Source organism: Burkholderia sp. Ac-20344, from assembly GCF_017104975.1.
In the GTDB taxonomy this organism is placed as follows: domain Bacteria; phylum Pseudomonadota; class Gammaproteobacteria; order Burkholderiales; family Burkholderiaceae; genus Burkholderia.
Genome location: NZ_JAAGPP010000016.1, coordinates 66095 through 88280, shown reverse-complemented (window position 1 = coordinate 88280; position 22186 = coordinate 66095). Strand labels below are relative to the sequence as shown.

General features: G+C 68.3%; 22 protein-coding genes and 1 pseudogene. 8 read left to right on the top strand and 15 right to left on the bottom strand.

Annotation, left to right across the window (positions count from 1 at the left end; translation table 11 throughout):
- Nucleotides 1–19: 19 nt before the first annotated feature.
- A complete protein-coding gene (locus G3N64_RS08205; protein ID WP_205783376.1) occupies nt 20–817 on the top strand; it encodes a LuxR C-terminal-related transcriptional regulator in 798 nt (265 codons plus the stop codon).
- A gap of 177 nt (nt 818–994) precedes the next feature.
- Nucleotides 995–1816 (top strand): nitrilase-related carbon-nitrogen hydrolase, encoded by an 822-nt coding sequence (locus G3N64_RS08200; protein ID WP_205783375.1) that lies wholly within the window; start codon nt 995–997, stop codon nt 1814–1816.
- Between the two features lie 30 nt (nt 1817–1846).
- Here G3N64_RS08200 and G3N64_RS08195 read toward each other — a convergent pair whose 3' ends face one another.
- Genes G3N64_RS08195 through G3N64_RS08185 form a run of 3 tightly spaced genes read right to left on the bottom strand, consistent with a single transcriptional unit; the run spans nt 1847 to nt 4855 of the window.
- Nucleotides 1847–2158, bottom strand: coding sequence for a hypothetical protein (locus tag G3N64_RS08195; protein WP_205783374.1), 312 nt, complete (start codon nt 2156–2158; stop codon nt 1847–1849).
- Nucleotides 2158–3516 (bottom strand): acyclic terpene utilization AtuA family protein, encoded by a 1359-nt coding sequence (locus G3N64_RS08190; RefSeq protein ID WP_205783373.1) that lies wholly within the window; start codon nt 3514–3516, stop codon nt 2158–2160. Before G3N64_RS08190 ends, G3N64_RS08195 begins: the two co-directional genes overlap by 1 nt.
- A 40-nt stretch (nt 3517–3556) precedes the next feature.
- Nucleotides 3557–4855, bottom strand: coding sequence for a citrate:proton symporter (locus tag G3N64_RS08185; RefSeq protein ID WP_205783372.1), 1299 nt, complete (start codon nt 4853–4855; stop codon nt 3557–3559).
- A gap of 97 nt (nt 4856–4952) precedes the next feature.
- Here G3N64_RS08185 and G3N64_RS08180 point away from each other — a divergent pair, with 97 nt between their 5' ends.
- Entirely contained in the window at nt 4953–5849 is an 897-nt protein-coding gene (locus G3N64_RS08180; RefSeq protein WP_205783371.1) for a LysR family transcriptional regulator, read from the top strand.
- Nucleotides 5850–5891: 42 nt separating this feature from the next.
- On the opposite strand, the gene G3N64_RS08175 is transcribed toward G3N64_RS08180, so the two are convergent.
- Both G3N64_RS08175 and G3N64_RS08170 read right to left on the bottom strand, forming a co-directional pair.
- On the bottom strand, nt 5892–6476 hold the full coding sequence (locus G3N64_RS08175) for a flavin reductase family protein (RefSeq protein WP_205783370.1): 585 nt from the start codon (nt 6474–6476) through the stop codon (nt 5892–5894).
- A 132-nt stretch (nt 6477–6608) separates the two neighbouring features.
- Nucleotides 6609–7034 (bottom strand): VOC family protein, encoded by a 426-nt coding sequence (locus G3N64_RS08170; RefSeq protein WP_043182401.1) that lies wholly within the window; start codon nt 7032–7034, stop codon nt 6609–6611.
- Between the two features lie 112 nt (nt 7035–7146).
- Here G3N64_RS08170 and G3N64_RS08165 point away from each other — a divergent pair, with 112 nt between their 5' ends.
- The gene (locus G3N64_RS08165; protein WP_205783369.1) at nt 7147–8022 is read left to right on the top strand and encodes a LysR family transcriptional regulator; all 876 of its coding nucleotides are present in this window, start codon (nt 7147–7149) and stop codon (nt 8020–8022) included.
- 15 nt (nt 8023–8037) lie between these two features.
- On the opposite strand, the pseudogene G3N64_RS08160 reads toward G3N64_RS08165, so the two are convergent.
- Nucleotides 8038–8385: pseudogene (locus G3N64_RS08160) on the bottom strand (hypothetical protein); the annotation flags it as partial.
- Nucleotides 8386–8780: 395 nt separating this feature from the next.
- Between G3N64_RS08160 and G3N64_RS08155 the strand changes: the two are divergent.
- Together G3N64_RS08155 and G3N64_RS08150 are read left to right on the top strand one after the other, a co-directional pair.
- Nucleotides 8781–9941, top strand: coding sequence for a porin (locus G3N64_RS08155; RefSeq protein WP_205783368.1), 1161 nt, complete (start codon nt 8781–8783; stop codon nt 9939–9941).
- Between the two features lie 410 nt (nt 9942–10351).
- On the top strand, nt 10352–11572 hold the full coding sequence (locus G3N64_RS08150) for a transglycosylase SLT domain-containing protein (RefSeq protein ID WP_205783367.1): 1221 nt from the start codon (nt 10352–10354) through the stop codon (nt 11570–11572).
- A gap of 31 nt (nt 11573–11603) precedes the next feature.
- Here the strand turns inward: G3N64_RS08150 and G3N64_RS08145 are convergent, their stop codons facing one another.
- The 3 genes from G3N64_RS08145 to G3N64_RS08135 all read right to left on the bottom strand — a co-directional run bounded on the left by G3N64_RS08145 (nt 11604) and on the right by G3N64_RS08135 (nt 13484).
- The gene (locus tag G3N64_RS08145; RefSeq protein WP_241020839.1) at nt 11604–12134 is read right to left on the bottom strand and encodes a hypothetical protein; all 531 of its coding nucleotides are present in this window, start codon (nt 12132–12134) and stop codon (nt 11604–11606) included.
- 52 nt (nt 12135–12186) lie between these two features.
- Complete coding sequence (locus G3N64_RS08140) at nt 12187–12516, bottom strand: hypothetical protein (protein WP_205783366.1); 330 nt, start codon at nt 12514–12516, stop codon at nt 12187–12189.
- A gap of 221 nt (nt 12517–12737) precedes the next feature.
- On the bottom strand, nt 12738–13484 hold the full coding sequence (locus G3N64_RS08135; protein ID WP_205783365.1) for a MipA/OmpV family protein: 747 nt from the start codon (nt 13482–13484) through the stop codon (nt 12738–12740).
- Between the two features lie 246 nt (nt 13485–13730).
- Here G3N64_RS08135 and G3N64_RS08130 point away from each other — a divergent pair, with 246 nt between their 5' ends.
- The gene (locus G3N64_RS08130) at nt 13731–14456 is read left to right on the top strand and encodes a response regulator (RefSeq protein WP_205783364.1); all 726 of its coding nucleotides are present in this window, start codon (nt 13731–13733) and stop codon (nt 14454–14456) included.
- Nucleotides 14457–15821 (top strand): ATP-binding protein, encoded by a 1365-nt coding sequence (locus G3N64_RS08125; RefSeq protein WP_205783363.1) that lies wholly within the window; start codon nt 14457–14459, stop codon nt 15819–15821. It abuts the gene before it with no gap.
- A gap of 63 nt (nt 15822–15884) precedes the next feature.
- Here the strand turns inward: G3N64_RS08125 and G3N64_RS08120 are convergent, their stop codons facing one another.
- The 6 genes from G3N64_RS08120 to G3N64_RS08095 all read right to left on the bottom strand — a co-directional run bounded on the left by G3N64_RS08120 (nt 15885) and on the right by G3N64_RS08095 (nt 22141).
- Entirely contained in the window at nt 15885–16925 is a 1041-nt protein-coding gene (locus G3N64_RS08120) for an iron ABC transporter permease (RefSeq protein ID WP_205783362.1), read from the bottom strand.
- On the bottom strand, nt 16922–17926 hold the full coding sequence (locus tag G3N64_RS08115) for an ABC transporter substrate-binding protein (RefSeq protein ID WP_205783361.1): 1005 nt from the start codon (nt 17924–17926) through the stop codon (nt 16922–16924). The genes G3N64_RS08120 and G3N64_RS08115 overlap by 4 nt, the downstream gene beginning before the upstream one ends.
- Nucleotides 17923–18720, bottom strand: a complete 798-nt coding sequence (locus G3N64_RS08110; RefSeq protein WP_205783383.1) for an ABC transporter ATP-binding protein — start codon at nt 18718–18720, stop codon at nt 17923–17925. The genes G3N64_RS08115 and G3N64_RS08110 overlap by 4 nt, the downstream gene beginning before the upstream one ends.
- Nucleotides 18720–20810 carry a TonB-dependent siderophore receptor gene (locus tag G3N64_RS08105; protein ID WP_205783360.1) on the bottom strand — a complete coding sequence of 697 codons (2091 nt, stop codon included), beginning with the start codon at nt 20808–20810 and terminating at the stop codon, nt 18720–18722. The genes G3N64_RS08110 and G3N64_RS08105 overlap by 1 nt, the downstream gene beginning before the upstream one ends.
- A gap of 282 nt (nt 20811–21092) precedes the next feature.
- A complete protein-coding gene (locus G3N64_RS08100; protein ID WP_205783385.1) occupies nt 21093–21239 on the bottom strand; it encodes a hypothetical protein in 147 nt (48 codons plus the stop codon).
- On the bottom strand, nt 21218–22141 hold the full coding sequence (locus tag G3N64_RS08095; RefSeq protein ID WP_205783359.1) for a LysR family transcriptional regulator: 924 nt from the start codon (nt 22139–22141) through the stop codon (nt 21218–21220). The genes G3N64_RS08100 and G3N64_RS08095 overlap by 22 nt, the downstream gene beginning before the upstream one ends.
- Nucleotides 22142–22186: the final 45 nt, after the last annotated feature.

Below are 22186 nucleotides of genomic sequence, written 5' to 3'. Positions count from 1 at the left end.
GCCCGACATGGACCCACGCATGAACCTCACGTTGCAGGATGTCGCATGGCACCGGTCGGTCGGGCGGCTCATCGAGTCGCTCGACCAGCCGGGCTTCTGGCTCGCGCTGATCCGGTTGATCGAGGAATACGTCGCGGTCGACAGCTGGGTCGCGCTGACGTTCGGCGACGGCCGCCCGCAGGTGTTCGCCGAATGCCCGTACGAAGGCGGCGGCCCCGACCCGCTGTTCCGCGACTACGTGCAGGGGCTGTACCAGCTCGACCCGTTCTACATCGCGAACCGCGACGCGCCGAAGAGCGGCCTGTTCCGGCTGTCCGACGTCGCGCCCGAATGCTTCCGCGATACCGAGTACTACACGCTCTATTTCACGCACAACGTCGTCGAGGACGAGGTGCAGTTCAACGTCGTGCTCGACGATGCACGCACGCTGTGCCTGTCGCTCGGCAGCAAGCGGCGCTTCAGCCCCGAGCAGGTGGCGCTGCTCGACCTGATCCGGCCGTGGGTGGCCGGGCTGATGCGACAGCGGCTCGCGTTCGAGCCGACCTCGATCGAAGCCGCGGCATCGCCGCGGGCCGGCACCCGTGCGCAGGACGGCTTCGAGCGCGCAATGGCGCGGCTCGGCACGCCGCTCACCGCGCGCGAGCTCGACGTGATCCGGCTGATCCTGAGCGGCCGCTCGAACAAGGAAGTCGCGAACAAGCTGTCGATTTCCGCCGAAACGGTCAAGGTGCATCGCCGCAACATCTACGGGAAGCTCGCCATCAACTCGCAATCGGAGCTGTTCTCGCTGTTCCTGAACGCGCAGACCGGCACCTGACGCGCATCGCCGGTCACGCGTTTCGGCGCTCGCCCCACTGGCGGTGTCACAGATCAATACCCCCGAAGGGTTAACGCGCCGGCGGGATGGGAAATCCGCCGCTTCGGCGCATACTGGGGCCTCCTTACCCACCGTTCCGGCGCCACCGGCGACGGGCTCCTGCTACCGAAACCGCCCATGAAACTGACGCTCGACATCGTCCAGCTCGCCGGTCGCGACGGCGACACGCCCTACAACCTGCAGCGCACGCTCGAAGCGATCGCGACCTGCGCACCGGGCACCGACATCGTGATGTTTCCGGAAGCGCAGCTCACCGGCTTCCTCGATCCGTCGAATCTGGCCGAATGCGCCGAGCCGCTCGACGGCCCGAGCGTCGGCGCGGTCATCGCCGCCGCACGTGCGCGCAACGTTGCCGTCGTGGTCGGGCTGATCGAGAACGACGGCGGCCGCTTCTACAACACGACCGTGTTCGTCACGCCGGACGGCATTGCGCTGCGCTATCGCAAGACGCATCTGTGGGTGAACGAACATGGCGTCGTGCTGCCCGGCGACCGTTACGCGACGATCGAATGGCGCGGCGTGCGGATCGGCCTGCTGATCTGCTACGACAACGAATTCCCCGAAACCGGCCGCGCGCTCGCCGCACTCGGCGCCGAGCTGATCCTCATCACCGACGGCAACATGGAACCGTACCGCGCCGTCCATCGCACGTCGGCCACGGCGCGTGCGATGGAGAACCAGGTATTCGCGGTGGTCGCCAACCGTATCGGCGGCAGCACGCACGACGTCGTGTTCGCGGGCGGCAGCCTCGCGGCCGATCCGTTCGGCCACCTGATCTTCGAGGCCGGCAATACCGAATCGCGTCATGCGGTCGAACTCGATTTCGACCAGCTCGCCGCGTCGCGCGCGGTCTACGACTATCGCCGGGATCAGCGCCTTCACATCGCCGGCGAACGCATCGAGCACGCCAACGGCCTGCGCGAACTGCTGATTCCGTAAGCGCCTGCCCGCCTCCGGCGGCGGCATCCGTCACGCCGGGTCGGGCACCTCGATCGCCAGCAGCGCCGAACTGACCGACTTGCCGTGCGCGTCGAGCGCGAGCGAGCGCGTGACGCCGCCGCCGAGCGCATCGCGCAGCACGAAGTTGAATGCACCGAGCGCCGGCAATTCGTAACGCACGACGTCGCCGTGCACGATGCCCGCAAGCCACGTCTTCACCGCGTCGGCATCCAGATGCGTGCGCAGATGATCGTAATGGCGCGGATCGCGGCAGATGACCGACACGTTCAGCGTGTTGCCCTTGTCGCCCGTGCGCGCATGCGCGAGTTCACGCAGTTGCATCAGGCCTCCACGAATGAAAACGACGGCGTCACGGCCGCGCGCGGCAGCAGCACCGACTGCACCGCGATCACCTCGCGGGTCGACTTGAACGCGCCGCCGCCACCGGCCGGCCCGTTCGTATAGAGCGTCTCGACTTCATTGCCGATCCGCGCCGCTTCGGCGGCGCTCGCCGCACGGCCGGCCACCCGCACGCGCACCTCGGCCGGCTCGCCGCGCACGGCCGGCGTCGCGTCGCCATACAGCGCATCGACGCCGATCAGGTCGAAGCGCAACTCGGTCGCGGCAACACCGGTCAATGCCAGCCGCTCGCGGACGATCTCGAGCGCGAGACGCGCGCGTTCGAGCGCGCCCGGACCGCCGTACGAGATCTGGCCTTCACCGATCCAGCCGTCGACGTAAGCGACCGACACCTTCAGCGTGTCGGGCCGCGCGGTGCCGCGCCCGCCCGTCACGCGCACGCGGTCCGCCGCCTCCTCGGCCACGGTGACCTGCGTGAAATCCGCGACGACGTCGGGCTGCAGATACCGCGCCGGATCGTGAATCTCGTAGAGCAGTTGCTCCTTGCAGGTCGCCGCGCTCACGCGGCCGCCCGCATGCGGCACCTTCGTGATCACGACCGCACCGTCGGCCGCGACTTCGCCGATCGGAAACCCGAGCCGCGCGAGGTTCGGCACGTCCTTGTAGCCGGGATCGGCGAAGTAGCCGCCCGTCACCTGACCCGCGCATTCGAGCAGGTGGCCAACGACCGTCGCCTGTCCGAGCAGGTCCCAGTCGTCCATCCGCCAGCCGAACGCGTGGATCAGCGGCGCGGCGAACAGCGACGGATCGGCGACGCGCCCGGTCAGCACGACGTCCGCGCCGGCCGCGAGCGCGTCGACGATCGGCGCGGCGCCGAGGTACGCGTTCGCGGACACGATACGGTCGCGATACGCGGCGACCTCGTCACCCGATTCCTCGAAGCGGAACGCGCCGCGCAGCACGACGTCGAGCACGTCGTCGCCTTCGACCGCCGCGACCTTCAAGTGTGCAAAACCGAGCGATTGCGCGATCTGCGCGGTGCGCCGCGCGGCCGCACGCGGATTCGCCGCGCCCATGTTCGACACGATGCGCACGCCCTTCGGCGCAGCGACCGGCACCACGGCGCGCATCCTCGCATCGAGCAGCGGGTCGTAGCCGCGTGCCGGATCCTTGCGCCGCGCCTGCTGCGCGATCGCGATCGTGCGCTCGGCCAGGCATTCGAAGACGAGATAGTCGAGCTGCCCGTGTTCGGCCAGTTCGACCGCGGGCTCGATCCGGTCGCCCGAGTAGCCGGCGCCGGCGCCGATGCGCACGCGCCGTTCAGGTTGCTTTGCTGTCATGTCCGTACCGTCGTCCGGCGGATGTCGCCGCCGGGAAAGATCAAAAGATGCCCAGCACGACGCATGCGATCGTCATCACGATCGACGCGCCGAACAGCAGCGGAAACGTGAATTTCTGGTGCTCGGCCAGCTCGATGCCGCACAGGCCGACGACGAGGAACGTCGCGGGCGTCAGCGGGCTGACCGGGAACCCGGTCGTCATCTGGCCGAGCAGCGCGGCCTGTCCGACCTGCACGGCCGGCACACCGAGCTGGCCGGCCACTTCCGCGATCACGGGCAGCACGCCGAAGTAGAACGAATCGGGATCGAACAGCATGCTGAGCGGCATCGACGCGAAGCCGAGCGCCACCGGGATGTGGCCGGCCATCGACGGCGGCACGAAGCCGACCGCCGCCTGCGCCATCGCCTTCAGCATCCCGCTGCCCTGCATGATCCCCGTGAACACGCCGGCCGCGAGCAGGATGCCGGCCATCATCAGCGCGGCGCGTGCATGGGCGTCGATGCGCTTCCTCTGCATGTCGACGTCCGGGTAGTTCACCATCAGCGCGATGCACAGCCCGACCATGAACATGATCGCGGGCGGGATCTTCTCGCCCATCACGACCATCGTGCCGAGCACGACGAGCGTCAGCACGAGGTTGAACCAGAACAAGTGCGGCCGGCGCAGCGCCTGCTCGTCGGGTGTCAGCTCGCGCTTCGGCAGCGGGATCGACGCATCATCGCGCGACAACCCGAGCCGCTTCTCTTCGCGCCGCCCGAGCCAGTACGCGACGCCGAACACGAACACGAGCCCGATCGCCTGCACCGGGATCAGCGGATTGAACAGCGCCGACACCGGCAGGTGCAGCGACGCCGACGCGCGAATCATCGGCCCCGTCCACGGCAGGAAGTTGATGCCCGCGGCCATCGACACTGCGGCGGCCAGCACGCGACGGTCCATCTTCAGCCGGTCGTACAGCGGCAGCACGGCCGGAATCGTCACGAGAAAGCAGACGGCGCCCGAGCCGTCGAGGTGGATCAGCAGTGCAAGCAGCGTCGTGCCCATCACGATGCGCGTCGGCCGCGTGCCGACCGCGCGCAGGATGCGGTCGATGATCGGGTCGAGCGTGCCGGCGTCGGTGATCGTCCCGAAATAGAGAATCGCGAACACGAACATCCCGACGACGGGCGCGAGCCCCTTCAGCCCGTCGACGACGAACTTGCTGGTGTGCAGCCCGAAGCCGCCGATCAGCGATGCGGCGATCGGCACGAGGATCAGCGCGACGAGCGGCGACATCCGCTTCGACAGAATCGCGGCCAGCAGCACGACGATCGTGCCAAGCCCGAGTAACGGCAGCATCCGTGTCTCCTACCTTGTCTTTTGTTGGAGACGAGCGTAAGGTCGGCGCAGCGATAGCACAATTGAAATGATTTGATCGCAGCAATCACGAACCGTTATGGATCTGAATCTTCGCGACATTCGCGCATTCGTCACCGTCGCGCAGGCCGGCAACTTCACGCGTGCGGCCGCGCGCCTGCACCTGTCGCAGCCGGCGCTGACCGTGCAGATCCGCCGGCTCGAGGACATCGTCGGCGCGCGCCTGTTCGACCGCAACAGCCGCAGCGTCGCGCTCACGCAGACCGGGCGCGAGCTGCTGCCGCTGCTGCAGCGCTCGCTCGGCGACATGGAGCGCGTGCTGCGCGATGCGCGCGCGCTCGGCGAAGGCACGAGCGGCACGGTACGGCTCGCGTGCCTGCCGACCTTCGCGTCCAGCATGCTGCCGGAGCTGATCCAGTCGTTCCGGCGCGCGGTGCCGCGTGCAGGCTTCGAGATCCACGACGGCGTCGCGAGCCTCGTCACCGCGCTCGTGCGCAACGAGGAGGCCGATCTCGGATTGACGGGCGGCGACACGTTCGATGCGTCGCTGGAGGTGCTGTATGCGGGCGCCGACCGGCTCGTCGCCGTGTGCCCGAAAGATCATCCGCTTGCGCGCAAGCGCCGCGTGAGCACCGCCGACGTGGCGGCCGTGCCGCTCGTGCTCACCGCGCAGGGCACGAGCGTGCGCAGCGTCGTCGATGCCGCGCTGGACGCGGCCGGCTGCACGCCCGACATCGCGTGCGAGCCGACCTACATGATGACGGCGGTCGCGATGGTGCGCGGCGGCCTCGGCGTGACGATCCTGCCGGCGACCGCGCGCGAGGTGCGCGCCGAGCCCGAGCTGGTCGCGAAGCCGATCGACGACCCCGCGTTCGTGCGGCCGATCGCGCTCGTCACGAAGCGCGGCCGCACGCTGCCGCGCGTCGCGCAGGCGTTCGCCGACACCATGCGGGCGGCATTGAAAAAACGCGCGTGAACCGCGCGCCCGGATCGGCGGAACCGGTCGCCCGCCCGACGCTTACTTCGCGTCCGGATCGACGTGCAGCGATTCGCCGATCGCATAGAAATTGCCGCCCGCGATGTAGTGCAGGCTGCGCAGCGCCGGATCGGCCGATTCGAAATACCAGTGGCCGTCGCGGAACACGCGCGTGTCGGACCACGCCGCGACCACCTCGCCGATGAACAGGTCGTAGGCCTGCTGGTTGTGCGGCTCCGGAACCAGCCTGCACGCGAGCCAGCCCGAGCAGCCGGCGACGAACGGCAGGTCGTGGCCTTCGACGTCGAACAGCGTGACGCCGGCTTCGCGCAGCTTGTCGGGCCGCTCCGCGAGACTGTGGCTGCCGACCGCATGCGTGAGCTGAATCTGTGCGGCCGTCGGCACCTGGATCACGAACGTGCCGCTGCGCTCGACGAGCTCGCGCGTCTTCGCGGACTTGTCGAGCACGACCGTCAGCTTCGGCGGCAGGAAGTCCAGCGCGCACGCCCAAGCGGCGGCCATCACGTTGTCGACGCCGTCGTGGCGCGCCGACACGAGCACGGTCGGGCCGTGGTTGAGGAGACGGTAGGCTTTCTTCAGCTCCACCGGAGCGATGTGACGGTCCATACGGGTTCCTTGGAGAACGGCACGCACGCACGGATGCCGTGCGGCGCAGCGCCGGCCGGTATGCATGCGCGCAGCCGGGCCGCAGGCCGCATTCTCGCACCCAATTTCAATCGGCGCTGACGGCGCCGCCGGTCACTTCGCGAACAACTGGCCGATATCGCGGAACGCCTTGAATTCGAGCGCATTGCCGCACGGATCGAACAGGAACATCGTCGCCTGTTCGCCGACCTGCCCCTGGAACCGCACATAAGGCTCGATCACGAAGGTCACGCCGAACGATCTCAGCCGCTCGGCCAGCGCTTCCCAGCTCGGCCAGTCGAGCACGATCCCGAAATGCGGCACCGGCACGTCGTGACCGTCGACCGCGTTCGTATGCGCGCCTTCCTGCGACGCGGTCTTCGGATGCTCGTGGATCACGAGCTGGTGACCGTAGAAGTCGAAGTCGACCCACTGCGCGCTCGAGCGCCCCTCTGCCAGCCCGAACACACGGCCGTAGAAATCGCGTGCGGCCGGCAGGTCGTAGACCGGGATCGCCAGGTGAAACGGGGAAAGACTCATGGTGGCCTCGTGATGGAACGCTCGCGTGGCGCGAGGACGGCACCATGGTAGTCAAGGTCAATCAAAAATTAAATCAATATATAGTTGCATCATTCACAAACGGAATTGATGAATGATCCGCGAACTGAAAACCCTCGTCGCCGTGGCCCGGGAAGGCACATTCGCCGCGGCCGGCCACCGTATCGGGCTCACGCAGGCGGCCGTGAGCGCGCAGATGCAGCGCCTCGAAGCCGAGCTCGGCTTCGCGCTGTTCGACCGGCAAGGCCGGTCGGCCCGGCTCAACGAAATGGGGCATCACGTGCTCGACCAGGCGCAGGCACTGATCGGCCTGTACGAGAACCTGAGCTCGACGGCACCCGGTTCGCCGGCCAACGTGCGCGTGACGATCGGCGCGATCGCGTCGGTACAGAGCGCGCTGCTGCCGGCCGCGCTCGCCGATTTCCATCGCCGGCAGCCCGCGTGCCGCACACGCGTGATCCCGGGGCTGTCGATCGAACTGGTCAACCGGGTCGATGCGGGCGAGATCGACATGGCCGCGATCATCCGGCCGCCGTTTTCGCTGCAGAGCGACCTGCACTGGACGACGCTCGTGCAGGAACCGTTCCGACTGATCGTGCCGCGCGGCGTGAAGGGCAAGGACTGGGCCGAACTGCTCGCGAGCGAACCGTTCGTGCGCTACGACCGCGCGTCGTTCGGCGGCCGCCAGGTCGATCGCTTTCTGAGGAAGATGCACATCGCGGTGCGCGACACCTGCGAACTCGACGAGCTCGACGCGATCGTCAAGCTGGTCGAGAACGGCGTCGGCGTCGCAATCGTCCCGCAGACCGCCGTCTATCGCCGCTGGCCGGCCGGCGTGCGCGCGCTCGACCTCGGGCATCACACGTTCCACCGCGACATCGGGCTCGTGCATCGCGCGCGGCGCACGATGTCGGAGCCGGCGCAGATGCTCGCGCAACTGATCGAAGCGGCGGCGCTGCAGGCGGCCTAGCGCCGCGGTTGCCAATCAGCGCCGCCCGGCCGGCCGGTCGACGGCCGCGTCGAACAGCGCGACACCGGCCGGCGACAGGTTCACGAACGTGTCGTTGTCGAGGAAGAACATCACGCGGCGCGCCGGCGCGAGCGCTGCGTAGTCCATCGTCGCGCCCTTCTCGTACGCGAAGATCGCGGCCTTGTCGGGTTGACCGTACACGGTCGCGATCGCGATGGCGCCGCACCCCGGCCGGCCCCAGCTCATCGGCGCCTGCTTGCCGTACACATTCGTCGCGCCGGCCGGCAGCCCGGCCGAGATCGGGTGTCGTGCATTGACGAGCCACAGGTAGCGCTCCTTGCCCGTTTCGCCGAAGTCGACGTCCGCAACGACAACGAGAGAGAAATGGATGCCCCCCGTCGCAATGCCGCCGCCGGAGGCGCGTGCGACGCGTCGCTAACACATCCATTGCGCCCGGGCCAATTCGATTCATTCAATAATGATTTGACGGATCGATAACAATATCCCGACCACCTTAATTCCTCCCCGAATTGCCGGAAATTGTCTCGAGATATGCAAGCCGCAACGACGAAATCGCGAAATGACAATCAATTGATACGCAATTTTCAATAATTCAAATCCTTCGATAGCGGAGATCGGAGGACATCCCTGTCTACCTCAGGCCACAAAAGAGAATTTCATTTTTACCGTTTTAATCGGGCTCGGTAGTCTCCTGCCATTCCGGATCACGAACACAAGCCAATGCGCAAGGAGATGACATGAAACGCACGACCCTCTCGCTGATTTCCATCGCGTCGTTCGCGGCGATACCCGTCGCGCATGCGCAGTCGAGCGTCACGCTCTATGGCGTGATCGACACGTCGATCACCTATGTGAACCATGCGCAGGGCAAGGACAACGCGTGGATGCTCGGCAACAGCAGCGCGGGCAACCTGGCCGGCAGCCGCTGGGGCGTGAAAGGCACCGAGGATCTCGGCGGCGGGCTGAAGGCGCTGTTCCAGCTCGAGAACGGCTTCGACCCGAGCAACGGCCGGCTGGGCCAGGGCGGCCGCATGTTCGGCCGGCAGGCGTTCGTCGGCCTGGCGAGCGACCGCTACGGCACGCTCACGTTCGGCCGCCAGTACGATCCGCTCATCGATCTCGTGCAGGGCATCACCGCCGACAATTATCTCGGCAGCGTGTTCGCGACCCCGGGCGACGTCGACAACTACGACAACAGCTTCCGCGTCGACAACGCGGTGAAGTACACGTCGGCCGTCTATGCGGGCCTGCAGTTCTCGGCGATGTATTCGTTCGGCGGCATCGCGGGCAGCACCGGCGCCGCGAATTCGTATTCGGCCGCCGTGTCGTACAACAACGGGCCGTTCAGCGTCGCGGGCGGCTACTTCCACGCGACCAACAGCCCCGCGTCGAACACCCTGCGCACCGGCTGGACCAGCTCGTCGGACGGCACGTTCGACGGCCCGGTCAACAGCGGCTATGCGAGCGCGCATTCGATCGGCATCGCGCGCATCGCGGGCCAGTACGTGGCCGGCCCGTTCACGTTCGGCCTCGGCTACAGCAACGCGCAGTACCGCCGCGATGGAAGCTCGGTATTCGGCTCGAACGAGCACTACAACACGGGGCAAGGCTTCGTGAACTACCAGGCGACGAACGCGCTGCTGGTCGGCGTCGGCTACAGCTACACGCGCTCGGGCGGCGACACGTCGGCCACCTATCACCAGGTATCGGCCGGCGCCGACTACAACCTGTCGAAGCGCACCGACGTCTACCTGACCGCCGCGTACCAGCACGCCAGCGGCCAGACCGGCGACGGCCAGGGCGGCTCGATGGCCGCGCAGGCGTCGATCGGGTCGTACGGCTACGCGGGCACGAGCTCGCAGACGATGGTCAACCTCGGCCTGCGTCACCGCTTCTGATGCAACACGGCCGGCTGCGCGCCGCGCGGCCGGTCGAATCCGCATCGGCCGACACGGCGGCTTCGGCCGCCGATCTTTCCGGATCGCCTTTTCATCGCCCTTCACCACCCGGATATCGACGGCTGCGCGATTTCCATCCGGTTTGATTCAGCACCGATTTCCCGAGACGAATGACGCAATGCGTCAGTATTCCGGCGCCGCCACTGCCCCGGTATTCGCCCCGAAATCCGGCCATTTTTACCGATCATGCTTCGCTGCACCTCGTGATCGGACGCGATAAAAATGCGTGGCGAACGCGCGGGCAAATGCAAAGGAAAGTTTGACGCGAGCCATTTGCCTGCTCGCTATGGCACACTTCGCGTCTGCGTAATTTCCTTGCACCGGGCGCCCGGATTCCGCCCCATCCTGCCATGCCGCGTCAGACAACCCGTTCGATCAGCCGAGCAACGCTGAAAATCGCCGCGACGATTGCGATGTCGTGCGCGCTGCACGGCGTCGCCCGGGCCGATTGCCTCGACGACGCGGCCGCGTTCCAGCACGTGAGCGTCAGCCTGATGCGCGGCATCGCGCAGGTCGAGTCGGGCATGAATCCGAGCGCCGTCAACACCAACACGAACGGCACGGTCGACATCGGCCTGATGCAGATCAACAGCACGTGGCTGCCGACGCTCGCGCGCGAAGGCATCACGCGGGAAAGCCTGTTCGATGCATGCACGAACGCGTATGTCGGCGCGTGGATCCTGTCGCAGAACATCCGCCAGCTCGGCCCCAACTGGAACGCGATCGGCGCGTACAACTCCGCCTCGCCCGACAAGCGCCTCGCGTATGCGCGCAAGGTCTATGATGCAATCCGGACCATGCCGGATTCGCCGGATACTCCCATGCCTATCCTTCCACCGTCCTTTACGCCGCCGCAACAGGCGCAGGCGTACAACCCGTTCGCGAGCCTGAGCGTGTCCGCGCCGCAGCAGGTCACGCGCCCGCGCACGATTTCGTCGGCCCCGCCGCCTCCGCCGCCGCAGGGTGGCCCTGCCGGCCCGGCCGGCACGTACAACTTCGGATGGACGGTCACGGGCGCGGACCAGGCGAAGCCGACCCAGGTCTTCGACGACGGCGCGCGGATCTACGTGCAGTTCAGCGACATGAAGCACCTGCCGGCGATCTTCACCGAGACGTCGGCCGGACGCGTGCTGATGTCGTGGGAGCTGCAGTTTCCGTATGCCGTCCTGACGCGTCCCGCGCAAACGTTAATCTTCCAGCTCGGGCCGTTCGAGGCGCGCGCGCAGCGGGGTGCGGGCAATGGCGCCGGCATGACGGCGCAAGCGGGTGCGGCGACGACGGCCGCTTCCTCGAAGAAGTCGGCGAACACGGCAACGAATACGGCAGCCAATCCGGCGGCGGCGGCGGCGGCGCCGGCAAAACGCACGGCGTCGGCCGATGCGCTCTGGTACGTGAATACGCCGTCGACGTCGGGAACGACGGCGGCCTCGCCGTCGACCGCGAACATTCCGGCCACGCTGCCGACGGCCATCACGTCGAACACGCCGCCGCCCGCGCCGGCTCCAGTGCCGGCTGCGGCCGCTCAGCCTTCGCGCGCCAGCGCGGATGCGCTGTGGTACATCTCGAAGTAGCGCACCGCCGATCGCACGCGTCGCGCGGCGATCATTTCTCCACGGTCGGCGGCAACTCGGGCGCGTTCATGTCGTCCACCCATTGCAGTTCGGCCGTGCCGTTCTTCCTGAAGTACACGCACAGATAGCGCGACATCGACGATTCCGGCTGCGGAATCGTCACGTCGATCGTCCTGTGTTCCGCCTGAACGCCACGCTGGATCTCGTCCAGCGGTTGCGCGAACACCCACGCGAGCTTCACTGCTTGCCCCGGCGTAACCCTGCAGCCGCAGGCGAACCCACCGCCGCCACCGAAGGCCTCGCCGGCTTCCCGCGCGGACGGATTGCCGAAGCATCCCGACTTGTGCTGGTTGTCGAGCCAGAACGCGTGAAGCTTGCGGGTGTATTCGTTATAGCCGGTGATGCATACGGTGCGAGGCTCCGCCGATGCTGCGCCGTCATGTCGCCCGCATCCGGCCAGCACGCCGAGCACGCCCAGCGCCGTCAGTGTCGGCGCGCGGGACGCTGCCCCGTGCAGTATCGACAGTCTCTCAAACGCGGCAATGCCGGGCACCACATGCATGCCGACGCCACTCGCTCGCGTACCCGCGGGCACGCCGCCGCCGGCCCCCCCGTCACCCGCGCCGCACCCAGATCACCTTGCCGTCGCGAATGCCGAGATTGCGGCGTTCCTCACGGTAGTCCATCGTGCCCGGCAATGACTTGCCGTCGCGCTCGAGCACGCGCCACAGGCAGCCGTCCAGTTGCGCCGCCGCATCGGCTTCGGCCCTACCGACCAGCGCGTCGTCCGGCCCCGCGTCCGCCTTGCATGCCTGCGGCATGCCTGCCGGCCTGCCATTCGTCACCATGCCGCCTGCGGTCGCATTCTTCGTTTTCATGTCCGTGCATCCCGCAAACGTTGCGCCCGCAACCAGCGCCATCATCATCGCGATCGTCTTCTTCATCGGATTCTCCCTGTTGCACCCGGCGGAACCTGTGCGGCGTTCCCGGCCGACCGGGCGTTGCATGCGTGATCGGCTCCACGCGTCCGGGCCGCGCCGATTCTGCGTGCCCGAGTCGCGGGTTCGGCCTGCCGCCGAAGCCGCCTGCATGTTACCGCACGCTGCGCGGCGTGACGGCACGTGCATGCCGGCTGCACCACACGATGCGTGCCGCGACCCTCCGTTCAGAACTTGTAGGTCACGCCCGCAATGCCGTAGTAATTGCTGCGCGACTGGGCGATCGGACTGTCACCGTAGCGGCCGAGCAAGCGCGTCACGCCGCCGGTCGCGAGCACCGACCAGTGCTGCGACAGGGTCCAGTTCCACGCGACCGCCATCGATGCGCTGTCGATCCCGCCGCTCGTCGAATACGGCCGGAACCGGCTCGTCATCGACTGGGCGTCGGTCACGCCGTAGAACGTCTGCGTATAGCGCCCCGAGCCCCCATGCACGGTGCCCGTCACGATGATCTCGTGCTGCGCGGTCTTGAACACCGGCACCGCGAGATCCACGTGCCCCGACACGCCACGTGACGTATGCGTCACCGGCGTATCGATCGTCACGCTCAGTTCCGCTGCATTGAAGAGCGTCACACCCGCGCGCACGCCGACCAGTACCGAGCCCGGAATCCGGCCCATGCCCTTCAGGTAGTCGGAGCCCGGCATGTCGAAGCGGTTCTCGTCGGTGCGGCCCGCGTCGTAGCTCACCGCCGCCGACACGAACACACCGTGCGGCAGGTCCAGCCGGTAGCCCGCGCCCTCGGTGCTGTCGATGAAGAAGCCGTTGCCGAACTTCGCGGCAAACCCCGGCGCGACGACGCCGCGATACTGCTTGCTGCCCGGGTAGCGCGGCGCGAAACCGCCGCCGAGCGACAGCGAATACTGGTTTTCCGCGTGAGCGGCGGCGGCCAGGGTCAAGCCGGCGAGCGGCATGCAATAACGGTAGCGGCGGAGTGTTGGGCGCACAATATTGAGATACGAGTGAAGGAGCCCGCAGTCTAGGTGCCGCCCTGCGCCGAGACTGTCCTGAATCTGCGGAGAATCTGTGCTCAATTGTGTTCGATTGTTCGAGATTGTCGTATCGCTTCCCCCGCCTTCGGTGCGCCGGATAGAATCTGCGTGCCGCGCCGCACACCGGCTTGCCCGGGTGTGTAATGGCGCGCGCATCCTGAGGAGCCCATGAACGAAGATCCGCTCAAATACCGCGTACTGCTGATCGAGGACGACGACCGCCTTGCGCAACTCGTCCGCGAATACCTCGACGGCTATGAATTCGCGGTGACGGTCGTACGGCGCGGCGACCTCGCCGTCGCGGCGGTGCGCGAGCACCAGCCGGCCCTCGTGATCCTCGACCTGATGCTGCCGAACCTCGACGGGATGGAAGTCTGCCGGCGCATCCGCGCGTTCACCAACGTCCCCGTGCTGATCCTGACCGCGCGCGCGGACGTCTACGACCAGGTCGCGGGCCTCGAGACGGGCGCCGACGACTACGTGACGAAGCCGATCGAGCCGCGCGTGCTGGTCGCACGCGCCCGCGCGCTGCTGCGCCGCGCGCAGCCGGCCGCCGCGGAAGCGCCCGTGGCCGCGCCCGAAGCGCTCGTGTTCGGCGAGTTGGCGATCTCGCCGCCGAACCGCACCGTCACATGGCGCGGCGAGCCGGTCGACCTGAAGACCGCCGAATTCAACCTGCTGCTGATCCTCGCGCGCGCGGCCGGCACCGTGCTGAGCCGCGACGACATCCTGAAGCAGTTGCGCGGGATCGAGTTCGACGGACTCGACCGCTCGGTCGATTCCGGCATCTCGAAGCTGCGCCGCCGCTTCGAGGATGCGTCGTCGGAGCCGCACAAGATCAAGACGATCTGGGGCCGCGGCTACCTGTTCAGCCCTTCTGCGTGGGACGAATGAATGCTGCGTCCGTTAATCAGGCTGTACCTCGTCGTGATCCTGTTCGTCGCCGCGTCGATCCTGTTCATCCAGTTGTCGTTCGACCGGATCTTCTACGATCGCAGCGCGCAGGCGCAGCGCGACTCGTTGACCACCTATGCGTTCGTGCTCAACGACTACCTCGAACGCCATCCGGGCGGGCAGCGCGAGCTCGCGCTGCGCGAGCTCTCGAAACACGGCAACGAGGGGTTCGGCTTCCTGTCGATGGCCGCCGCCCGTGCGCAATTGAGCGGCGCGCCGCTGCGCGATCTCGAGGCCGGCCGGATCGCGATCAGCTACAACGGCAAGGATTACTACATGCCGCTCGCGGACGGGTCGGTCCTGCATGCACGGCCGATCGAAGCCTCCGATCTCGACATCCGGATCTATGCGTACCTGCTACTCGCACTCGGCACGCTGTTCGCGGTGGTGCTGTGGATTCACTATCACTGGCGCGACCTGCGCAGGCTGCAGGACGCCGCACGCGCATTCGGCGCCGGCACGCTGTCGACGCGTGTGAAGCTGTCGGGCAAGTCGAACATCTACGAACTGTCGCAACAGTTCAACGACATGGCCGAGCGCATCGAGGCGTCGATCAAGCAGCAACGCGAAATGATGCACGGCATCTCGCACGAACTGAAGACGCCGCTTGCGCGGCTCGAATTCGGGCTCGCGCTGCTCGCGGAGCCGGACGAAACGGGACGGATGCGCGAGCGCCGCGACGCGCTGCGGCGCGACGTGCGCGAACTCGACGAGCTCGTCACCGAGCTGCTGACGATCGGCCGGCTCGAACAGGGTGCGAGCCAGCTTGCGCCGATGGAAGTCGTCGTCGATGCGCTGATCGACAGCGTCGCGGGCAACGTCGCGAACGACATCGCCGATCGCGGGATCGCGCTCGACGTGTCGACGCTCGGTGCACCCGCGACCCACGTGTGCGACCCGAAGCTCGTCGCCCGCGCGTTGCTGAATCTGATCCGCAACGGCGCACGCTATGCATCGCGCACGGTGCTGCTCGCCGCCGCGAGCGACGCGTCCGGCGCGCTCGTGCTGAGCGTCGACGACGATGGCCCGGGCATTCCTGTCGCCGAGCGCGCCCGCGTGTTCGAACCGTTCCAGCGGCTCGACTCCAGCCGCGACCGGCAGACCGGCGGATTCGGGCTCGGGCTCGCGATCGTGCGGCGCGTCGCGCAGGTGCATGGCGGCGACGTGCGGCTCGAAGATTCATCGCTCGGCGGCGCACGCTTCGTGATCACGCTGCCCGCGAGAACGCTGCCCGACAACCTGTTCGACGTGCCGGATGCCGACACGTTCGGCGGCAGCACGGGCATGGCCTTCCCTCGGCAATGAAGCGCGCGGCAGGGTTCCTGGCCGCCCTCGCCTGACCGCCTGCCGCCGGTGCGTGCGCGCCGCTCAGCGGCGGCGCAGCAGCGCAACGAAGAACAGGCTGCCGAACAGCGCGGTCACGATCCCGATCGGCAGATCCTCCGGCGCCGCGAGCGTGCGGGCGGCCACATCGGCCCAAACGAGCAGGATCGCGCCCGTCAGCGCGGCCACCGGCAGCAGCCTGCCGTGCTCGGCACCGACGACGCGACGGCACAGATGCGGCGTCACGAGCCCGACGAAGCCGATCGCGCCGCTCACCGCCACCATCGCGCCCGTCGCGAACGACGCGACGACGAACACCTCGCGCCGCATCCGCGCGCTCGGCACCCCGAGCGTGGCCGCGGCGACGTCGCCCGACATCAGCGCATTCAGTTCGCGCCGGCGCGCGTACAGCGCCCCGCCGGCGAGCACCGCGCATACGGCCGGCACCGGCAGCAGATCCCAGCGCGCGAGCCCGACGCCGCCGAGCATCCAGAACAGCACCGACGACGCGGCGCGCTGGTCGCCGAGATACAGCAGCAGGTTGCCGAACGCGGCCATCATGAACGACACCGATACGCCCGCGAGCAGCAGCCGGTCCGATTCGAGCCGGCCGCGCCGGTAAGCGAGCGCGACGACGCATGCGGTCGCCGCGAGCGCGCCCGCGAACGCGGCAGCCGACAGCGTGAACGGGCCGAATACCGCGCCGGCCATCACGGTGACCGCGACGGCGCCGAGCATCGCGCCCGCGCTCACGCCGAGCAGGTGCGGATCGGCCAGGCGGTTCGCGGTCGCCGCCTGCAGCGCGACGCCGACCGCTGCCAGCGTCGCGCCGACGATCGCGGCGAGCAGCGCGCGCGGCATGCGGATCAGCCAGACGATGCTGTCGTCGCCCGCCCCCGCCGCCAACGCGCCGGCCTCGCCGAACGCCGACAGGATGTGCGTGGCGACGATCCGCACCGCAGCCGGCATCGCGATCGGTGCCGGACCGAATGCAGCCGACGCGACGATCGACACGACCAGCAGCAGCGCCAGCACCGGCAGCACCACGCGCATAGCGGGCCGCGATGCACGCACGTGCACGCTCATCGCGCCGGCCCGGCGAACGCAGCCGGATACAGCGCGCGCGCGAGCGTCTCGACGGCCGCGACGTTCTCGGGGCCCGGCGTCGCCGCGTCGTACGGAATCACGATGAAGCGCCGGTCGCGGATCGCGGCCACACGCGCGAGCGACGGCTGGCTCAGCAGGAACTGCTGCTTCTGCGCAGCCGTCACGGCCGAATAGTCGACGATCACGATCACCTGCGGATCACGCGCGACCACGCTTTCCCAGCTCACCTGCGTCCAGCTGCGCGGCAGGTCGGCCATCACGTTGCGCGCCCCGGCCGCCGCCAGCAGCGCGGTCGGCATCGCGAGCCCGCCGGCCGTCATCGGCTTGTCGGTACCGCTGTCGTAGACGAACACGCGCAGCGGCTGCGGTTGCCCGATCGCGCGCGACACCGCCGCGAGACGCGCGCGCATCGCGGCAACGACCTGCGCGGCGCGCGCGTCGACACCGAAGATCCGGCCGAGATTGCTCAGGTCGCGAAACACGTCGTCGAACGATGCGGCCGCCTGCTTCATCACGTGCGAGCACGATTCGGTCAGCTCGTACGTACGGATGCCGAACGGCGCGAGCGTCGCGGGCGTCACCGGGCCGCCGACATGCATCCCGTAGTTCCAGCCCGCGAGATAGAAGTCGGCACGCGCGGCCGCCAGCACCTCGAGCGACGGATACTGGCTCGCCAGTTCGGGCACGCCGCGCAGCGCACCGCGCACGCGCGCGGTGCCCGTCTTCCAGCCACCGATGCCGGTATAGCCGACGAGGCGGTCCTTCAGGCCGAGCACGAGCATCATCTCGGTCAGGTTCACGTCGTTGCTCACCGCACGCGTCGGCGCGCGCTCGAACGTCACGTCGCGATCGCAACTGCGCACGGTGACGGGATAGGCGCCCGCATGCGCAGCCGCGCAGCCGAGCACGGTCGCGGCAACCAGCCGGCGGGATACTGAGGACAACGCTGAGGACAGGACGGGAAACGGCATGGCGGTCATTCCGGATGAAGCGGTGTGATGCGCGGCCGGCCCGTGACGGGATGGCGATCGACGAGCGCGGCGACGCCGAACACGTCGCGCAGCAGCGCTTCGGTCAGCACGTCGGCCGGCGTGCCCGATGCGACGACCCGGCCGTGCGCGAGCACGTGGAGCCGGTCGCAATACGCAGCCGCGAGATTGAGGTCGTGAATCGTTGCGAGCGTCGCGATGCCGAGGCGCCGCACACGCGCGAGCAGTTCGAGCTGATGGCGCAGGTCGAGATGGTTGGTCGGTTCGTCGAGCAGCAGCAGTTCAGGCTGCTGCACGAGCGCGCGGGCCAGCAGCGCGCGCTGCTTCTCGCCGCCCGACAGCGACGCGAAGCGTTGCGCGCGGCGCTCGACGAGGCCGACGTCGTGCAGTGCGGATTCGACGATCCGGCGATCCTCCGCCGTCTCCGCATCGAACGGCCGCTTGTGCGGCGTGCGCCCCATGCCGACCAGTTCGTCGACCGTCAGCCCGAAATCGTCCGGTGTCTCCTGCTGCAGCACCGCAATGCGCTGCGCGACCGCACGCGGCCGCATGCGCCACACGTCCTGCGCATCGAGCGCGACGCGGCCCGCATCGGGCCGCGCGTAACGGAACACGCAGCGCAGCAGGCTCGTCTTGCCGCTGCCGTTCGGGCCGACCAGCCCGACGAACTCGCCGTCGGCCACGCTCAGCGTCACCGAATCGAGCACGGCAAGCGCGCCGCCGGGAGACCAGCTCACGCGTTCGATGTCGAGCATGTGTGTGACGGGACGCACGTCGCGCCGCATCAGAAGCGCATCGTCGCGACGAGCTCCGCCGAGCGCGACGGGCCGAGCAGCCATTGCTCGCCGCCGTTCGACGTCGTCACCGCATACGTGCGGTTCGCGAGATTGCGCAGGGTCAGCGCGAGCTCGGTGCGCGACGTCGGCTGCCAGCGCAGCGACGCATCGAACACCGTATACGACGGCACCTGCACGCGGTTCGCGTCGTCGCCGTACGTCGCGCCGACGTAACGCACGCCCGCATTCGCGTGCCAGCGCTCGGCAAACGCCCAGCCGAGCCACAGGTTCGCCGTCTGCTGCGGCACGTTGGCCGGCGCATTGCCGGCGCGCGACACCGTCGCGCTGCCGACCCTCTGGTTGAACTCGTCATAGCGCGCGCGCAGCAGCGCGACGTTCGCATCGATCGTCCAGCCGTGCGGCAGCCGCGCGCCGCCGGTCAACTCGATGCCGCGCGACGATTGCCGGCCGACCTGCTGACGCAGCGCGGGATTGAACGGATCGGTGCTGAGCAGGTTGCGCTTCGTGATGTCGTACACGGCGAACGTCCAGTACGCACGGCCGTCGAGCAGCGTCTGCTTGACGCCGGCTTCCCACTGTTCGCCGGTTGCGAGCCGGTAGTTCGCCTGCGACGCGGACAGCGTCACGAGCGAGCCGAGGCCCTCCGCGCCCGTCGTGTACTGCGCATACGCGCTGAGCGTCGGTGCGACTTCGAACACGAAGCCCGTGCGCCAGCCGACGTTCGCGAAGCGCTTGTCGAAGCCCGCGCCGGTCGCCGCCTGCTCGCGGCTGAACGCGATATGGTCGTAGCGCAGGCCGCTCACCCACGCGAGCCGCGGCAGCACTTCGAGCCGGTTCTCGGCGAACACCGCGGCCTGCCGCGCCCGCGTGCTGAACTGCGGCACCGTCGGGTCGGGGCTCGCGAACACGCCGGGATCGAAGCCGTGCGCGGCCACCGTCGATTCGCCGCCGTACGGCGAATTGTTGGTACCGCTGAACGTGATCTCGCTGAATTCCGTGCCGACGACGAAGCGGTTCGCGCGGCCGAACAGCGTGCCGTCGAAGCGTGCGCTCAGCCGATCGCCGATCTGCCGCTGGTGGTGGCCGATGTCGAGATAGTCGCCGCGCGTGACGCGCCCCGTCGCGGCGTCGAGCGCATACGATTCGGCATTGCGCCAGTGGCGGTTCGACGTCAGGTAGTAGAGCTGGTTGTCGATCGTCACGCCGGCCGTCGGCCGATAGCTGGCCGACAGGCGCGTCCACTGGTCGTAGTAGGCAATCGTCGCATCGCCGACGTTGTAGTTGAGCTTGCGCAGCGACGGATCGAGCACGCCGTTCGGCGCGGGTACGCCATAGTAGGTCGCCGGCATCTGGCGGCCGTAGTCGAAGTCGAGCGTCAGTGTGAGCTTCGGGCTCGCGTCGAACTTCAACGCGCCGCCGACGGCGGTCGTATGCGTATCGGCCCGCTCGGCGAGACCGTTCGCGCGCGCGTCGCTCGCGTAGAAGCGATACGACAGCTGCGGGCCGAGCGCGCCCGTCGTATCGAACGCCGCGCGCTTCGCGCCGTCGGGGCCGACACCGACCTGCAACGTCGTCTCGCGCGTGCGCTGCGGCCGCTTCGGCACCACGTTCACCACACCGCCGATCGCCCCTTCGCCGTACAGCACCGACGCCGGGCCGCGCAGCACCTCGATGCGCTCGACCGACCACGTATCGAACGGGAACGTGATCGTGCCGGCGGCCGGCATCAGCCGCACGCCGTCGAGCACCGTCATCACCGATTCCTGCCCGCTGAAGCCGCGTACGCTCAATGCGGTACCGCCGGTGCCGGGCGCCATCGCGCTCGCAAAGCCGGCCGTGCGCGTCACCGCGTCGAGCACCGAGCGATCGCCCCTCGCGTCGATCGTGTCGGCCGTGACCGTCTCGACGCTCGCGGGCGTGTCGAGACTTGCGAGCCCGAGCCGCGAGCCCGTTTCCAGCGGTTGCGTCAGCGGGTCGGCGGGTGCGGATTGCGCGCTGACGTTGATCGCCGGCAGCGCGTGCCGCTCGTCCGGTGCGGGTGCGGCCGCTTCGGCGGCCAACGCGCCGGAGGTCGCCATCGCGCAACCCAGCAGGGTCGTGCAGCCGCGTGTCGCGCGAACGCGCCAGGCGCCGGCGTTCCGGCGCGACGCGGCGTGGTGCCGCTCCCCGCGCGCCGGGGTGTGTCTGGATTTCGTCACGTCGTATCGATCTTCGGAGGGTGGCGTCTCACGCGGCCGTGCCGGAGAGCCCGGCCCGACGGTGGCGCAAACCCCGGATGATACAATATATCATCTTAATTCGTCAGGATTTTGTCAGGTTGTCCCGGCCCGGGTGTGTGCGGCCGGGGTCGTACGCCGCGCCTACAGCGGAAAACTGAACCGCACCCACAGCTTGTCGCCCTGCGGCCGGTTGCGCACCGCGAACTCGTGCGGGTATTTCACGACCACGCCCGACGTCTGAGCGACGCCGTGGCGCCGGCCCGCGTTCAGCGGCCGACTGCCTTCCATTTGCGCGCGAGCCCGAGGCGCTCGAAACGCTCGATCAGGAACTCGGTGAACACGCGGATCTTCGCCGGCTGGTGACGGCGGCTCTGGTACGCGATGTTGACGGTGAGCGCCGGCAACTGCCAGTCGGTGAGCACCGGCACCAGCTTCCCCGCGACGATATCGCCGTGAATGATGTAGAGCGGCTGGATCAGGATGCCGAGCCCGGCAAGCGCCGCGGCGCGGATCACCTGCCCTTCGTTCGCATCGAGCACGCTCTTGATCGTGACCGACTGCTTCTTCGCGCCGTGGCGGAAGTGCAATACGTACGGATCGTTCGCGAGGTTGTAGACCAGCAGCCGATGGTCGCACAGCGCATCGGGCGTCGCCGGTGCGCCGTGCTTCGCCAGATATCCGGGCGACGCGGCCAGCACGCGCCGCGTCTCGGCGAGCTTGCGCACGGTGATGCCCGAATCCGCTTCATGCTCGCGCGTGCGGATCGCCACGTCGATGCCGGCCTCGATGAAATCCGGGTAGCGGTTCGCCGCGACGATCTGCACGTTCAGGTTCGGGTAGCGCCGGTGAAACTCCGGCAATGCCGGTGCGATATAGATCGACGCGAACGATACCGAAGCGGTCACGCGCAGCGTGCCGGCCGGATTGACGCTCGCTTCGTTGACCGCCGCATCGGCCTCCGACAGTTCCATCAGGATCGCGACGCAGCGCCGGTGGTACTCGTGCCCCGCGTCGGTCAGCCACAGGCGGCGCGTGGTGCGCTCGACGAGCCGCGCCCCCAGCCGCTCCTCCAGCGCGTTCAGGCAGCGGCTCGCCGCCGCGCTCGACATCCCGAGCCGCTCGGCGGCCTTCGACAGGCTGCCCAGCTCGGCGACCTGCACGAAAAATTCGATCTGCGTCCACTTGTCCATGCGTTCGATTCTTCCACCTGGCGGAGAACAAAACTCCTCCAGACC